Origin of the sequence: Sphingomonas oligoaromativorans, from assembly GCF_011762195.1 — a bacterium.
Classification (GTDB): Bacteria; Pseudomonadota; Alphaproteobacteria; order Sphingomonadales; family Sphingomonadaceae; genus Solisphingomonas; species Solisphingomonas oligoaromativorans.
In genome coordinates, this window is sequence record NZ_JAASQK010000004.1 from 115469 (window position 1) to 130064 (window position 14596).

A 14596-nucleotide genomic window follows, 5' to 3' on the forward strand; every position below is an offset into this window, starting at 1 on the left:
TGATGCGGCACGCGCAGCACTGAATGGATCCCGGCCTCCGCCGGGATGACGAAGAAGGTGGCAGGCAATTACGGCAACGGCACACGGAAAAAAGGCGCCGGCCTCGCGGTCGGCGCCCTTTTCTTGTACCCCGCGAAGGGGCTCACCGATCAGTCGTCGGCGAACATCTTCGAGAAGGCGCGCTTCTCGCGGTTGCGCCAGTGGCCGCGGTGATAGGCGTCGGAGGCCAGCAGCGGCATCACCGAGGTCGCCTCGGCATAGACCATCTGCTCGAGCGCGGTCGAAACCTTGCCCCACGAAGCCGCTTCCTGAAGCGTCGAGGAGGAGCAGGCGCCGTCACGCACGTCGGCGACGGTGATCTGCACCGCATACTTGTGGACCTCGACATCGTCATGGCCGAGAATCTCGGCGCAGACCACGGTATCCTGCACGAAGTTCTTCGGCACGCCGCCGCCGATCATGAGCAGGCCGGTGGTGCCCGCCTTGATCTTGATATCGGTCAGTTCGCGGAAGTCGGCGATCGAGTCGATGGTGAGGTAGGGCTTGCCCGCCTTCATCGCGTCGACCTGGTGCTTCACGAGGCCGAAGCCGGCCGACGAGTCGGTGAAGGCCGGGCAGAAGATCGGCACGTCATGCTCGTAGGCGAGCTTGACGAGGCTGTTCTCCTTCTTGCCGTGCTCGACGAGATACTTGCCCATCGCGCGGATGAAGGCGCGCGACGAATAAGCCTTCACCGGCAGGCTCTCGGCGATCTCGAAGATCGTGTGGTCGACGTTCTGGAGCGCGACCTCATCGATGTAGGTATCGTAGATGCGATCGATGTAGAGCGAGCGCAGCGTGTCGTCGTCGGGGATTTCCTTCGCCTGATAATGCTTGTGGCCAAGGCCCTCGAAGAAATCCATGTCGACGATGGTGGCGCCGGTCGCGACGACCGCGTCCACCATGTTGTTGCGGATCAGCTCGGCATAGAGGTCCATGCAGCCGCCGGCCGAGGTGGAGCCCGCGATCACGAGGACGACCGAGCAATCCTTGTCGGCGAGCATCTGGTTGTAGATGTCGGTCGCACGGCCGAGATCGCGCGAGGTGAAGCTCATCTTCTTCATGGCATCGACGATCGGGCGCGCGTCGAAGCTCGTGATGTCGACATGCTCCACGACGGTGGAGAGCAGCTCCGCCTTGCGGGTGTCGTTGATCGGGCTTTCGGTGTTCATGAGGGAGGCACTCCGCGAATGCATAGAACCCGGCGCGGGCCGAAGCCTGCGCCGGGGTTAGGGATGATTGTTGGCCGAAGCCCTTACAGCTTGATGACGCGCCCGGCCAGCTTCGCCGGTTCGGCAAGCTCGATGTAGAGGCTGGCCATCGGCTCGTCCTCCACGATCACCGTCTCGCCGTTGGTGAAGCCGTTGAACGCGGTGCGCATGGCGGAGCCATAGGCGCCGAGCATACCGATCTCGATATAGTCGCCCGGCTGCACGTCGGCGGGCAGCTCGAACGGGCCGGCCATGCGATCCATGTCGTCGCAGGTCGGGCCGTAGAAGCTGAAACCGATCGTCTTGGCGTGGCTCTCCGGCTCGCGCAGCAGCGCGACGGGAAAGCGCCAGCCGATATGCGCGGCATCGAACAGCGCGCCATAGGCGCCATCGTTGATGTAGAGTTCGTCACCACGACGACGCTCGACGCGGACCAGCACCGAGGCATATTCCGCCGACAGAGCACGGCCCGGCTCGCACCACAGCTCGGCCGAATAGCTCACCGGCAGGCTCTCGAAGCCTTCGTGGATGACGTGGAAATACTGTTCCAGCGCCACCGGCTCCATGCCCGGATAGACCGATGGGAAGCCGCCGCCGACATCGACGACGTCCACGGTGACGGCCGCCGACACGATCGCCGCGCGGACGCGGGTGAGCGCCTCGGCATAGGCCGCCGGGCTCATCGCCTGCGAACCGACATGGAAGCAGATGCCGAGCGCATCGGCCACCTGGCGGGTCGCCATGAGGAGCGGGGCGGCATCGGCCAGATCGACGCCGAACTTCGACGCGAGGCTGAGCTTCGAATGATCCGAGGAGACGCGCAGACGCACGCAAAGCGTCAGGTCGGTCGCGCCGTTGGTGGCGCGGACGATCTTGTCCAGCTCTTCCTGGCTATCGAGCGAGAAGGTGCGCACGCCATGCGTGAAATACGCCTCGGCGATGGCTTCCTCGGCCTTCACCGGGTGCATGAAGCAGAGCGTCGCTTCCGGCAGCGTGTCATGCACGAGCCGGACCTCGGCGATCGAGGCCACGTCGTAATGCGTGACTCCACCTTCCCACAGATTGAGAAGGAGATCGGGCGAGGGGTTCGCCTTCACCGCATAGAGCGACCGACCCGGAAACTTCTCCGTGAAGAAGCGGGCGGCACGCTGGGCGGCGTGCGGACGAACGAGCGTGACCGGCTGAACCGGACGGAGGGACGAAGCTACCCCCAGCGCGCTATGGTGCTTGTGCAATTCAAGGGACCTCCAAGTGCCTAACGGCATACGTTGACGAAAAGCTGCCTTGCGGTTGGAAGTCCCATGGGGCAGCGAGGGGCGCGATATACGGATCACGGAACCCCCTGTAAAGTCCCCTCTGAAGCCCCTCGAAAACCCCCGGAGAACGGCCATTTTTCGCGACGAATCCACCAAGATTGAAGGCGCCCGGCTTCCGACGATTTCGGGCATCCGCGCGGCCGCCCTCGCTCTGGCGCCCGTGGGCGTCAAAACGCCGCTTATCCAGGCCGAAATCCGGGGCGAGTCGGTCTTCATCAAGGCCGAATGCCTCCAGCGCACCGGGAGCTTCAAACTGCGGGGCGCGTGGTGGCGCCTGTCCTCCATTCCCGAGGCGGATCGTGCGGCGGGCGTGGTGGCTTTCTCGTCCGGCAATCATGCGCAGGGCGTCGCGTGGGCGGCACAGAGGCTGGGGATGCCCGCGGTGATCGTGATGCCGGCCGACGCTCCGGCGGCCAAGGTCGCTGGCACGCGCGCGAGCGGGGCGGAGATCGTCTTCTATGACCGGCTGACCGAAAGCCGCGAGGCGATCGCCGCGAAGCTGGCGGAGGAACGCGGCGCGGTGCTGGTGCCGAGCTTCGATGATCCGTGGATCGTCGAGGGGCAGGGCACGGCGGGGCTGGAGATCGTGGAGCAATATCGCGCGGCAACCGGCCGCGAGGCCGAGCGGATCGCGGTCTGTTGCGGAGGCGGGGGGCTGTCGTCGGGCATCTCGCTCGGTGCGCCGGACGCGGAGATCGTGGTGGTGGAGCCCGAGGGCTGGGACGATATGGGTGCGTCGCTTCGTCGGGGCGAGATCGTGCCGGTCGGGCCGAACCCGCCGGCCACCGCGTGCGACGCGCTCCAGACGCTGCGCGTGGCGCCGCTGACCTTCGGCATCCTGGAGGGGCGTGGCGCGATTGGCGTGGCCGTGAGCGAGGCCGAGGTGGCGACGGCGATGCGCTTCGCCTTCGAGCGGCTCAAGATCGTGGCGGAGCCCGGCGGCGCGGTGGCGCTGGCGGCGGCGCTGGCGGGCAAGGTGCCGCTTCAGGGCACCGTGCTGCTGGTGTCGGGCGGGAATGTCGATCCGGCGCGCTTCCGGGAGCTGACGGCGTGACGCTCGGTGGAGGCCTCTTCAGCTTCGCGCTGAGTCTCGCGATGCTGGCGGCGTTCGCGCTCGCCATCGCCGGGGTGATGCTGATCGTGAAACGGAAGGAGCGTCAGCGCGGCCTGTTGATGATCGGGGTCAGCGTGGTGCTGGTGCTGAACGTGCTGATCTGGATCTGGCCCTGAACCGAAGCTTCTTTCGTCACCCTGAACTTGGTTCAGGGTCCATTTCCGCTCCGCTCGATCCGTTGGCGTAGCGTGAATGGATCCTGACCTGCGTCAGGATGACGAAAGGCGGTTTGCGGTCAGCCGTTCAGGCGCATGTCCAGATAGCCGTCCACCGAGGCCATCAGCTCGGTCATCTCGTCCGCGAAGAAATGGTTCGCGTGCGGGATGGTGTCGTGGTGGATGGTGATGTGCTTCTGCGTGCGCAGCTTGTCGACCAGCTTCTGCGTGGCGGGCGGCGTCGCCACCTCGTCCGCGTCGCCCTGGATGATGATGCCCGACGAGGGGCAGGGCGCGAGGAAGCTGAAGTCGTAGAGGTTCGCCGGCGGCGCGATCGAGATGAAGCCGCGCACTTCCGGCCGGCGCATCAGGAGCTGCATCCCGATCCACGCGCCGAAGGAGAAGCCGGCGATCCAGGTCTGCGTCGCTTCCGGGTGGATCGACTGGACCCAGTCGAGCGCGGAGGCCGCGTCCGAAAGCTCGCCGATGCCGTTGTCGAACACGCCCTGCGACTTGCCGACGCCGCGGAAATTGAAGCGCAGCGTCGCGAAGCCGCGGCGCACGAACGTCTGGTACAGCGCCTGCACGATGCGGTTGTTCATCGTGCCCCCGGCCTGCGGGTGCGGATGGAGGATCAGCGCGACGGGCGCGCGCGGACGCGGACCGGGGCTGAAACGGCCTTCAAGGCGCCCCTCGGGGCCGGGAAAGATGACTTCGGGCAACTGGCACCTGCTGCGGACGAGCGAATGGGATCGGCCGGCTATGGCCGCGTGAACGCTGTCCTATATAGAAGGGCGACCCTTTCGTGCAATCTTGGAGCTAGAACGGACACGATGGCCGCTCGCATCTATCTCGATCACGCCGCGACGACGCCGCTGAGACCGGCGGCGCGCGCTGCGATGCTGGAGGCCTATGACGGTTGGGCGAATCCCTCCTCCCCGCATGGCGAGGGCCGTGCCGCCCGCGCCGCGCTGGAGGATGCGCGCCGCCGGATCGCGGAGCAGACCGGCTGGCGCGGCGCGGTGCTCTTCACCAGCGGCGCGAGCGAGGGGCTGGCGATGGCGATGGCCGGCGCGAAGGCCGGACGCCGCATCGTCTCGACGGTGGAGCATGACGCGGTGCGCCGGCGGGGCGAGGGCACCGTCCCCCTCATGGTCGACCAGAACGGGCGCGTCACGGACGTCACTCTGGCGCTGGCGTTCGAGCAGGCCGGCGAGCGGCCGCTCGTCGCCGTCCAGCTCGTCAACAGCGAGACGGGGGTGATCCAGCCGGCCGAGACGATCGGCGAGGCGGTGCGCGCGGCGGGCGGCCTGTGGCTGTGCGATGCGACGCAGGCGGTGGGCAAGATGGCGCTGCCGGATGCGGACTTCATCGCCTTCTCCGCCCACAAGTTCGGTGGGCCGGTGGGCGTCGGCGCGCTGCTGGTGCGCGATCTCGCGACGCTGCCCCCGACGGGCGGGCAGGAACAGGGCTATCGCGGCGGCACCGAGAACTGGCCCGCCGTCGCCGGCATGGCCGCGGCGCTGGAGGAAGGCGCCGGCTGGATGGAGCGTGCCGTCGAACTGCGCGCCCATTGCGACAGCGTGATCGCGGAGGCGGGCGGCGAGGTGATCGCGCGCGGGGCCGAGCGGCTGGCGACGATCGCCTCCTACAGGATGCCCGGCATGGCGGCGGCGGCGCAGCTCATCCGCTTCGACATGGCGGGCTTCGCGGTGTCCGCGGGGAGCGCCTGCTCTTCGGGGAGCCTCAGGCCCAGCCATGTGCTGGCCGCGATGGGGCTGGACGAGACGGCGGCGGGCGAGGTGATCCGCGTCAGCTTCGGCCGCACCACCCGCCGCGAGGATGTCTGGCGCTTCGCCGACCAGTGGCGGCTGATCGCGGACGATGCGAAGGCGCGCGTGTGATGATCTATCTCGACTATCAGGCGACCACCCCGCTCGCACCCGAAGCCCGCGCCGCGATGCTGCCGCTGCTGGAGGAAGGGTTCGGCAATCCCCATTCGCCGCACCGCATGGGACGGGCCGCGAGGGCCGCCGTGGAACTGGCGCGGGATCGGATCGCCGCGCCGTTCGGGCCGGGCGGGCGCCTGCTCTTCACCGGAGGGGCGACCGAGGCGCTCAACTGGGCGATCAAGGGCATCGCCGATCAGGCCGGGCCGGAGCGCCCCCGCATCGTGACGACCGCGATCGAACATGCCGCCGTTCTGGACACGCTCGAATGGCTGGAGGGGCGTGGGGCCGAGGTGATCCGCCTGCCCGTGGGCGCGGACGGCATCGTCGATCTCGACGCGGCACGGCGGGCGATCGACGGGCGGACGGCGCTGGTCGCGACGATGCTGGTCAACAACGAGATCGGCACGGTGCAGCCCATCGCCGAACTGGGCGCCATGGCGCGCGGTGCGGGGGCGGTCATGCTGTGCGACGCCGTGCAAGGCTATGGCCGCGTGCCGCTCCCCGTCGAGGCGTGCGATCTCGTCGCCATCTCGGGCCACAAGATTCACGGGCCGAAGGGCATCGGTGCGCTCTGGCTGCGGGACGGCGTGGCGCCGACCCCGCTGATGCATGGTGGCGGCCAGGAAGGGGGTATCCGCTCCGGCACGCTGGCCCCGGCATTGTGTGCGGGCTTCGGCGTGGCGGCTCGGATCGCCTTCGAGCGGATGGAGGCGGACACGGCCCATGTCGAGGCGCTCTGGCGGCAGGCGCGCGCCGTGCTGGGCGAGGGTTGGGTCTTGAACGGCTCGGCGGAGCATCGCTGGCGGGGCAATCTCAACGTGCGGCGCGCGGGGCTCGACGTGGCGCGGCTGATGTCGGATTTGCGCGATGTGGCCTTTTCAGCCGGCTCCGCCTGTGCGAGCGGTTCGGGACGGCCGAGCCATGTGCTGAAGGCGATCGGCCTCGGCGATGGTGAGGCCCGCTCCAGCATCCGCCTCGGCTTCGGCCGTTATACCACGAGCGAGGAGATCGACCGCGCCATGACCCAGATTCGCGAAGCCGCCGAAGCGCAGCGCCGGGCGGTGGCATGACGCTGGTCCGTTTCCTCGATCCCCGCGGCGAGCTGTCGGCGGAAGTGCAGGCGGCGGCGGGTGAGCGGCTGCTCGACGTCGCGCAGGCGGCCGGTCAGCCTCTGGAGGGCACCTGCGAGGGGCAGATGGCCTGCTCCACCTGCCATGTCGTGATCGATCCCGCCGATTTCGCGGGCCTGCCCCCGGCGTCGGAGATGGAGGAGGATATGCTCGATCTCGCCGCGCATGTGACGCGGACTTCGCGCCTGTCCTGCCAGATATGGCTGAGCGACGCTCTGTCGACGCTGACGGTGCGGATGCCCGGAGCCTCGCGCAATATGATGGGGCGTTAATCCCAGCGTTCGACATGATCGCCGGATATGCCGGTCCAGCGGTGCCGTCGCCCCTCATAGACCGAGCGGGTGGGGGCCGGGAAATCGGGATCGGCGAACGCGCCGATCGCCACGGCAATCATATCCGGCTCGGCCTCCATCGTGTAGAACACGGTCGAGCCGCAGGTCGGGCAGAAGCGGAAATGGGCGGTGGTGCCTTCGTCGCCGGTGCGGCTCCATTCGCTTGTGTCGCCGTGGGTCGTGACCTGCCCGGCCCGGAAGCGCGCCTGCGCCGCGAAGGCGCTCCCCGAACGCCGCTGGCATTCGAGGCAATGGCAGGCGGAGACGCGCACCGGCTCGCCCTCGCATCGGGCCGTGAGCGCGCCGCATTGGCAGGTGGCGGTTCGGATCGTCATGGGAGGGGAGGATAGGCCAGCGCGCAGCCCCTTGCCAGCGCGGCCTGCTTCGACCATATGCGCCGCGGGAGTCGGGCGGACGGTGCCGTCGCCAACCCGGTCAGGTCCGGAAGGAAGCAGCCGCAACGATTTCGTATCGGGTCGTTCCGGCTCCCACCATTTTCATGGCGAAGAGCCCGTCCGGGGGACGGGCGGCCATGAAAATCCCAAGCCCGCAAAGCAGGCGCAGGGGCCGCATTTCTCCATCGCAAATCATGGGCCGAAGGGTGATCGGCCGCCCTCGACTTCATCGCACCCTCGCGGATAGATTGAGACGATGTCCGAATCCCCCGCACCCTATCGCGTCCTCGCTCGCAAATATCGGCCGCAGCGCTTTTCCGAGCTGATCGGACAGGATGCCATGGTGCAGACGCTCGGCAACGCGATCCGTCGCGGTCGGCTTGCCCATGCGTTCCTGATGACCGGCGTGCGCGGCGTGGGGAAGACCTCCACCGCCCGCCTGATCGCCAAGGCGCTCAACTGCATCGGCCCGGACGGGCAAAGCGGGCCGACCATCGATCCCTGCGGCGAATGCGAGCCCTGCAAGGCGATCGCGGAAGGCCGCCATATCGACGTGGTCGAGATGGACGCCGCCTCCCACACCGGCGTCGACGATGTGCGCGAGATCATCGAGGCGGTGCGCTATGCGGCCGTCTCGGCGCGCTACAAGATCTACATCATCGACGAAGTCCATATGCTGTCGAAGAACGCATTCAACGCGCTTCTGAAGACTCTGGAAGAACCCCCTGCGCACGTTAAGTTTTTGTTCGCCACGACCGAGGTGAACAAGGTGCCGATCACGGTGCTGTCGCGCTGCCAGCGCTTCGATCTGCGGCGTATCCCCTCGACGCTGCTGGCCGAGCATTTCCAGCATGTCGTCGATGCCGAGGGCGTGACGGCCGAGCCCGAGGCGCTGGCGCTGATCGCGCGGGCGGCGGAAGGGTCGGCGCGCGACGGCCTCTCGATCCTCGATCAGGCGATCGCCCATGCCGGCACGGACGTCACCGGCGTCTCCGCTGCGCAGGTGCGCGAGATGCTGGGCCTGTCCGATCGTGGCGCGGTGCGGCGTCTGTTCGCGCTGCTGCTGGCGGGCGACGCGCCGGCGGTGCTCGCGGCGCTGGCGGACCAGCACGCGCTGGGCGTCGAGCCGTCGGCGCTGTTCCGCGGGCTGCTGGAGGCGGTCCACGGCATCACCCGCGCCAAGGCGGGCGGGATGCCCGATCCGGCCCAGTCGATCGAGGAGCGCGAGGCGATGGCCGAATGGGCCGGGCGCCTCGGCCATGCGACGCTGCATCGGCTCTGGCAGCTCCTGCTCAAGGGGCTGGGCGAGGTCGAGACGACCGCCATGCCGATGGAGGCCGCCGAGATGGCGCTGCTCCGTATCGTCCATGCGAGCCAGCTTCCCGATCCGGGCGAGTTGCTGCGCCGGCTCCAGTCGGGCGAGCCGATGCCGGTGGCGGATGCCGCTGCGCCGGTCCCCGCTTCGATGCCCGCGCCCGCCGCGACGATGGAGCCCGCGCCTGCCGCCCCGCCGAAACCCGCCGCGCCGGGGAGCTTCGCCGATCTGGTCGAGGCGATTTCGTCCCGCCACCCGCATCTGTCGCAGCAGCTTCATGATTATGCGAGCCTCGTGACCTATGCGCCGCCGGAACTGATCCTCCATCCGCGCCGCCCGATCGACGGCAACATTGCCAAGGCGCTGGACGAGGCGTTCCCGATCGGCTGGCAGGTGTCCCTGCGCGAGCAGGCGGGCGAGCCGACGCTGCGGGAGCAGGAGCTTGCGGCGGCCGAGGCGGCCCGCCGCGCCATTCTCGACAGCCCGATGGTGGCGGCCGTGACCGCCGCCTTTCCGGGCGCAGAACTGATTGAAGATCAACGGAGTGTAGCATGAATCTCGAAGACCTTATGAAGGCTGCGCAGAATGTGCAGGACCAGCTCAGCAAGGCGCAGGACACGCTCGATCATGTCGAGGTGGACGGCGTTGCCGGCGGCGGCCTGGTGAAGGTGAAGGCGACGGCCAAGGGGCGCATCGTCGGCATCGATATCGACGAGAGCCTGCTCGCTCCGTCCGAGAAGCAGATGCTGGAAGACCTGATCGCCGCCGCCTTCAACGATGCGCGGGCCAAGGCCGATACCGTCAGCCAGCAGGAGATGAGCAAGATGACCGCCGGCCTGCCGCTGCCGCCGGGTTTCAAGCTCCCCTTCTAAGTCGTTGCGAAAGGGCGGCTCCGCTGGTCGGCGGGGCCGCCTTTTTCGATTCTCAGCGCGGCTTGCGGAAACGCAGGACGAACTGGTCCGTCTTCCCCCGGATCGAGGGATCGAAGACGTTGGCCGTGCGCGGATCGGCCGGGTTGCGCAGCACGGTCGACTCCCCGTCGAGCTTGAAGCCGGCGGCGAGCACTTCCCTCTTCACCAGCGCCTCGTCGATGCGGTGCAGCTTGCCCATACCGGCATCGTCGAGGCCGGCCGGCCCGGCATGATCCTCGACGACATAGACGCCACCGGGCTTCAGAGCCTCGAATGCGGCCTTGTTGAGCGCCGCCGTCCCCTGCGCGCCGCCCCAGATGTGGATGTCGTGATAATTCTGCGAGGTCCAGACGAGATCGACCGGCTCGGGCGCGCCCAGCGAGCCGCTGTTCGCGATCGTGTCATGGACATTGCCCCGACCCGTCTCGCCCGCGACGGAGGGCGGCTTCGGCCTGCCTGCCGCCGCGACCCGATCGAGATAGATTTGCGGCTGCGCGGCATAGACGCTGCCCTTGGGGCCTACCGCCGCGCTGAACAGGCGCGTGAAATAGCCCTTGCCCGGAAGATAATCGATCACGGACTGGCCGGGCTTCACCTGCGCGAACATCAGCATCGCGGCGGGCTTGCGGTTCGCGTCGCGATCCCTGTCGGCGGCGGGGCGGCCGGGATCGGAGATGGCCGCGGTGATGCCCGGCGGAACGGCGACGGCCGGCGTGAGGGGAAGGAGCAGCGCTGCAAGCAGGAGCGGGCGTGACGTCATGACATCATTCTCCTCATCGGCTTATGATCTTGATGCGTCTCAACGGACGCAGGCGTCATAACCTCCCTGGCGCACCGTGGCGATGCGCGCCGCGATCCTGTTGCCATAGCGGCGGACGAAGCCCACCGGCGCCACCGCGCCGCGCACCTTGGGCAGCGGCAGGACGGCGGCGATGCGAGCGGCCTCCACGGGCGTCATGCGGCTCGCGTCATGGTGGAAGTAACGCTGGGAGCCGGCATTGACGCCATAGGTGCCGATGCCCGTCTCGGCGACGTTGAGATACATCTCCATGATCCGGCGCTTGCCCCAGATCGCCTCGATCAGCACGGTGAACCACGCCTCCAGCCCCTTGCGGACATAGGAGCGGCCCTGCCAGAGGAAGACGTTCTTGGCGGTCTGCTGGCTGATCGTGGAGCCGCCGCGGATGCGCTTGCTGTCCTCGTTATGCTCCATCGCCTTCTGGATGGCGGTGAAGTCGAAGCCGTGGTGGCGGCAGAAGCCCGAATCCTCGGCCCCGATGGCGGCGCGGGCCATGTTCGGATCGATCTTCGAGATCGGCATCCAATCCTTCGTGATCCCGCGACCATCCAGCGCATTGGTCAGCATGGTGACCGTGACGGGCGGGGGAACGAAGCGATAGACCGCCACCCACAGCACCGACAGGCCGACGAACCACAGGATCGCCTTGAAGATCCACCGGGCGATCCGGCCGAGCGAGAGCGAGGAGCGGGACGTGGTGTCGTGCATGACGCTTGCGTTAGCGGGCTCGGGGCCGGCTCGACAAGCGGGATCGCGATACGAGAAAGGGGCGCCCGCCTCGCGACGGACGCCCCCTTCGATGTCAGGCCCGATCGGCTCAGGCGGCGGCGGGCAGAAGCCCCCGGCCACCGGCGAGCCGCAGCATCGCCTTCTGGAGCTTGTCGAACGCGCGCACCTCGATCTGGCGGACGCGCTCGCGGCTGACGCCATAGACCTGGGAGAGTTCCTCCAGCGTCTTGGGATCGTCCGAGAGGCGGCGCTCGGCGAGGATGTGCTTCTCGCGGTCGTTCAGATCGCCCATCGCCTCGACCAGCATGTCGTGGCGGACTTCGCCTTCCTCGCTTTCGGCGAGGCGCTCGTCCTGGAGCGGATCGTTGTCGACCAGCCAATCCTGCCACTGGCCCTCGCCATCCTCGCGCATCGGCGCGTTGAGCGACGAGTCGCCGCCCAGCGCCATGCGCCGGTTCATGGAGTTGACCTCATCCTCGGTCACGCCGAGATCCTTGGCGATCTTGGCGAGATGCTCGGGATGGAGATCGCCTTCCTCGAACGCGTCGAGGCGGCTCTTCATCCGGCGCAGGTTGAAGAACAGCTTCTTCTGCGCGGCGGTTGTGCCCATCTTCACGAGGCTCCACGACCGCAGGATGTACTCCTGGATCGAGGCGCGGATCCACCACATCGCATAGGTCGCGAGGCGGAAGCCCCTTTCGGGCTCGAACTTCTTCACGCCCTGCATCAGCCCGATATTGCCTTCGGAGATGAGTTCGGACGTGGGCAGACCATAGCCGCGATAGCCCATCGCGATCTTCGCCACGAGGCGCAGATGCGAGGTCACGAGCTTGCCGGCGGCCTCGGTGTCGCCATGCTCCTGGAAGCGCTTGGCGAGCATATACTCTTCCTCGGCGCTCAGGATGGGGAAGCGGCGGATCTCCGACAGATAGCGGTTGAGACTCTGCTCACCGCCGAGAGCGGGGATGGTCGCGGGGACTTTGCCGTTGCTGGCCATGTTTACTGTCTCCCAGAACCTAAAGGACCGACTCGGAAATCAGTCCTGACTTGCAACCCTTATACACGAAGCTGGCTGAACAGATTGTGCATATCGGGCGGAATTGTGCTTTCCAGTTCCAAAGTCTGGCTTGTGATCGGATGGACGAAGCCCAGATGGGCCGCGTGCAGCGCCTGCCTTGAAAAACCCAACTCCTTCAACAGCCTGGAGTGCCCCGAATGGCCCCGGCCATAGACCGGATCGCCGAGCAGGGCATGGCCGATCGAGGCCATGTGGACGCGGACCTGATGGGTCCGGCCCGTCTCCAGCCGACACTCCACGAGCGCCGCGTCCTTCAGTTTCGTCTCCAGTCGCCAGTGGGTTACAGCCCGCTTGGCATGTTGTGCGTTGACGATCGCCATCTTCTTGCGATCGTGGGGTGATCGGGCGAGCGGGGCATCCACCGTCCCCGCCAGCCGCAACGGAACCCCGCCGACAATGGCCTTATAGCGTCGGTCGATCGTATGCCGCGCGAACTGGACTGCAAGCCCTTCATGCGCGCGGTCGTGTTTTGCAACCACGAGCAGGCCGGAGGTGTCCTTGTCGATGCGGTGGACGATGCCGGGCCGCGCCACGCCGCCGATGCCCGAGAGCTGCCCCGCGCAATGATGGAGCAGCGCGTTCACCAGCGTGCCGTCGAGATTGCCGCAGGCCGGGTGAACCACCAGCCCGGCCGGCTTGTCGACCACGATCAGATGTTCGTCCTCATAGGCGACGACGAGCGGGATATCCTGCGCCTCGTTGTGCGCGGGGCGGGGATCGGGGATCGAGACGGTGAAGTTCGTGCCGCCCTTGATCTTGGTGGCCGGGTCGCGGATGAGGACGCCGCCCTCCGCCGTCACCGATCCGGCCGAGATGAGCACCTTCAGCCGCTCGCGCGAAAGCTGCGGCAAGGCGGCGGCGAGCGCGCGATCAAGGCGCCAGCCGTCGGAGGCCGGGGGAACAAGGGCTTCGATGTTGGAAAAACCTGAAGACATCCGCTAGCGGATGTGGCGATGGCGATCCGAATTTCAAGAGCGTTATACGATCGTCTTTTGGTGGAAGCCGCCGCCGACCCGGCGCGCGAGATTTGCGGTCTCCTGTTCGGTACGGACGAGCGGATCGAGGCGACCGAGCCCGCCGCCAACGTCGCCGCCGATCCCGCCCGCTGGTTCGAGGTGGACCCTGTCGCGCTGTTCGCCGCGATTCGGGCGGAAAGGGCCGGCGGGCCGCGGCTTCTCGGCCATTATCATTCGCACCCGAGCGGCGTGGCGATGCCGTCCGCCCAGGATGCGGCGGCGGCCTTCGATGCCGGACGGCTCTGGTTGATCCTCGGAGGCGGTGAGGCGTTGGTGTGGCGGGCCGTACCGGGCGGGCCGGTGCAGGGTGCCTTCGAACCCGTCCGTCTCGTCGTCGATTGATGGGAATGGCGGTTGCGCTTGGGGATTCCAGTCGCCACAAGGGCCGCCTTCGTGGATCGGCGTGGAAGGAAGGATACAGGACATGGCGGCGGACGGCATCGAATTTGCGAGCCTGCTCTGTTCCCGCTTGTGTCACGACCTGCTCTCGCCGGTCGGCGCGCTGAACAACGGCATCGAGCTGCTCGCCGACGAGCATGATCCCGAGATGCGCGCCCGCTGCCTCGATCTGCTGGCCGAAAGCGCGCGGGCATCGGCCAACAAGCTCAAATTCTTCCGTCTCGCCTTCGGCGCGGCGGGCGGCTTCGGCGACTCGGTGGATACGCGCGAAGTGCGTGCCGCGATCGAGGGGCTGTTCGGCGGCGATCGCCGTATCCAGGTTGGCTGGATGGTCGGCGACGCCACGCTGGGCAAGGGCGCGATCAAGGTTCTGCTCAACCTCGCGCTGATCGCGGGCGACGCGCTGGTGCGTGGCGGCCGACTCGATATCGGCGTGGAGAATGGCAGCGGCTCGACCGAGATCGTGATCCGCGCAGAGGGCGCGCGCATCGTGCTGGACCCGGAATTGCGCACTGCGCTCACCGGCGGCACCTCGCAGGAGGCGCTCACTCCGCGCGCGTCGGCGGCGTGGCTGGTCTGGCATGTCGCCAACGAGCGCGGCGGCTCGATCATGATCTCCGAGCCCGAGGATGGTGTCCTGATGCTGGGAGCTGCGCTTCCTGCGGGCGGCTAACGCCTTTTTTACCAGAAGCGGGGGATAGCGGC

The 14596-nt window shown here is 67.6% G+C and carries 17 protein-coding genes and 1 other RNA gene; 10 read left to right on the forward strand and 8 right to left on the reverse strand.

The genetic code is table 11. The features are described from left to right. Nucleotides 1-149 precede the first annotated feature (149 nt). Together FHS98_RS09180 and FHS98_RS09185 are read right to left on the reverse strand one after the other, a co-directional pair. A complete protein-coding gene (locus tag FHS98_RS09180; protein WP_167103364.1) occupies nucleotides 150-1211 on the reverse strand; it encodes a 1,9-bis(guanidino)-5-aza-nonane synthase in 1062 nt (353 codons plus the stop codon). An 83-nt stretch (nucleotides 1212-1294) separates the two neighbouring features. Then, the gene (locus tag FHS98_RS09185) at nucleotides 1295-2485 is read right to left on the reverse strand and encodes a type III PLP-dependent enzyme domain-containing protein (RefSeq protein ID WP_167103367.1); all 1191 of its coding nucleotides are present in this window, start codon (nucleotides 2483-2485) and stop codon (nucleotides 1295-1297) included. A gap of 232 nt (nucleotides 2486-2717) precedes the next feature. On the opposite strand from FHS98_RS09185, the gene FHS98_RS09190 reads away from it, so the two are divergent. Both FHS98_RS09190 and FHS98_RS09195 read left to right on the forward strand, forming a co-directional pair. Next, complete coding sequence (locus FHS98_RS09190) at nucleotides 2718-3620, forward strand: threonine ammonia-lyase (protein ID WP_208402185.1); 903 nt, start codon at nucleotides 2718-2720, stop codon at nucleotides 3618-3620. Continuing rightward, entirely contained in the window at nucleotides 3617-3796 is a 180-nt protein-coding gene (locus FHS98_RS09195; protein WP_167103370.1) for a hypothetical protein, read from the forward strand. Before FHS98_RS09190 ends, FHS98_RS09195 begins: the two co-directional genes overlap by 4 nt. A gap of 119 nt (nucleotides 3797-3915) precedes the next feature. On the opposite strand, the gene FHS98_RS09200 is transcribed toward FHS98_RS09195, so the two are convergent. After that, nucleotides 3916-4557, reverse strand: coding sequence for an alpha/beta hydrolase (locus FHS98_RS09200; protein WP_167103373.1), 642 nt, complete (start codon nucleotides 4555-4557; stop codon nucleotides 3916-3918). Nucleotides 4558-4668: 111 nt separating this feature from the next. On the opposite strand from FHS98_RS09200, the gene FHS98_RS09205 reads away from it, so the two are divergent. Genes FHS98_RS09205 through FHS98_RS09215 form a run of 3 tightly spaced genes read left to right on the forward strand, consistent with a single transcriptional unit; the run spans nucleotide 4669 to nucleotide 7189 of the window. After that, nucleotides 4669-5739, forward strand: coding sequence for a cysteine desulfurase family protein (locus FHS98_RS09205; protein WP_167103375.1), 1071 nt, complete (start codon nucleotides 4669-4671; stop codon nucleotides 5737-5739). Further along, complete coding sequence (locus tag FHS98_RS09210) at nucleotides 5739-6857, forward strand: cysteine desulfurase family protein (RefSeq protein ID WP_167103377.1); 1119 nt, start codon at nucleotides 5739-5741, stop codon at nucleotides 6855-6857. Before FHS98_RS09205 ends, FHS98_RS09210 begins: the two co-directional genes overlap by 1 nt. Beyond that, nucleotides 6854-7189, forward strand: coding sequence for a 2Fe-2S iron-sulfur cluster-binding protein (locus tag FHS98_RS09215; protein WP_167103379.1), 336 nt, complete (start codon nucleotides 6854-6856; stop codon nucleotides 7187-7189). Before FHS98_RS09210 ends, FHS98_RS09215 begins: the two co-directional genes overlap by 4 nt. Here FHS98_RS09215 and FHS98_RS09220 read toward each other — a convergent pair. Further along, nucleotides 7186-7584, reverse strand: coding sequence for a GFA family protein (locus FHS98_RS09220; RefSeq protein WP_167103381.1), 399 nt, complete (start codon nucleotides 7582-7584; stop codon nucleotides 7186-7188). The two genes, FHS98_RS09215 and FHS98_RS09220, sit on opposite strands and share 4 nt — an antisense overlap. A gap of 63 nt (nucleotides 7585-7647) precedes the next feature. Between FHS98_RS09220 and ffs the strand changes: the two genes are divergently transcribed. The 3 genes from ffs to FHS98_RS09235 all read left to right on the forward strand — a co-directional run bounded on the left by ffs (nucleotide 7648) and on the right by FHS98_RS09235 (nucleotide 9831). Next, an RNA gene (ffs, locus tag FHS98_RS09225) (signal recognition particle sRNA small type) lies at nucleotides 7648-7745 on the forward strand. 155 nt (nucleotides 7746-7900) lie between these two features. Continuing rightward, nucleotides 7901-9514, forward strand: a complete 1614-nt coding sequence (locus tag FHS98_RS09230) for a DNA polymerase III subunit gamma/tau (protein ID WP_167103383.1) — start codon at nucleotides 7901-7903, stop codon at nucleotides 9512-9514. Then, nucleotides 9511-9831 (forward strand): YbaB/EbfC family nucleoid-associated protein, encoded by a 321-nt coding sequence (locus FHS98_RS09235; protein WP_167103385.1) that lies wholly within the window; start codon nucleotides 9511-9513, stop codon nucleotides 9829-9831. The genes FHS98_RS09230 and FHS98_RS09235 overlap by 4 nt, the downstream gene beginning before the upstream one ends. Before the next feature lie 52 nt (nucleotides 9832-9883). Here the strand turns inward: FHS98_RS09235 and FHS98_RS09240 are convergent, their stop codons facing one another. From FHS98_RS09240 to FHS98_RS09255, 4 genes are all read right to left on the reverse strand, one after another. After that, on the reverse strand, nucleotides 9884-10630 hold the full coding sequence (locus FHS98_RS09240; RefSeq protein ID WP_167103387.1) for a class I SAM-dependent methyltransferase: 747 nt from the start codon (nucleotides 10628-10630) through the stop codon (nucleotides 9884-9886). A 39-nt stretch (nucleotides 10631-10669) separates the two neighbouring features. Beyond that, nucleotides 10670-11377, reverse strand: a complete 708-nt coding sequence (mtgA, locus tag FHS98_RS09245) for a monofunctional biosynthetic peptidoglycan transglycosylase (RefSeq protein WP_167103389.1) — start codon at nucleotides 11375-11377, stop codon at nucleotides 10670-10672. A gap of 109 nt (nucleotides 11378-11486) precedes the next feature. Beyond that, nucleotides 11487-12395, reverse strand: a complete 909-nt coding sequence (gene rpoH / locus FHS98_RS09250; protein WP_167103391.1) for an RNA polymerase sigma factor RpoH — start codon at nucleotides 12393-12395, stop codon at nucleotides 11487-11489. 59 nt (nucleotides 12396-12454) lie between these two features. Further along, nucleotides 12455-13411: an RluA family pseudouridine synthase gene (locus FHS98_RS09255; protein ID WP_167103393.1), complete on the reverse strand. Its 957-nt coding sequence runs from the start codon at nucleotides 13409-13411 to the stop codon at nucleotides 12455-12457. Between the two features lie 18 nt (nucleotides 13412-13429). Here FHS98_RS09255 and FHS98_RS09260 point away from each other — a divergent pair, with 18 nt between their 5' ends. Continuing rightward, a complete protein-coding gene (locus FHS98_RS09260; RefSeq protein ID WP_167103395.1) occupies nucleotides 13430-13834 on the forward strand; it encodes a M67 family metallopeptidase in 405 nt (134 codons plus the stop codon). 82 nt (nucleotides 13835-13916) lie between these two features. Beyond that, entirely contained in the window at nucleotides 13917-14564 is a 648-nt protein-coding gene (locus FHS98_RS09265) for a histidine phosphotransferase family protein (RefSeq protein WP_167103397.1), read from the forward strand. The last annotated feature ends 32 nt before the right edge of the window (nucleotides 14565-14596 follow it).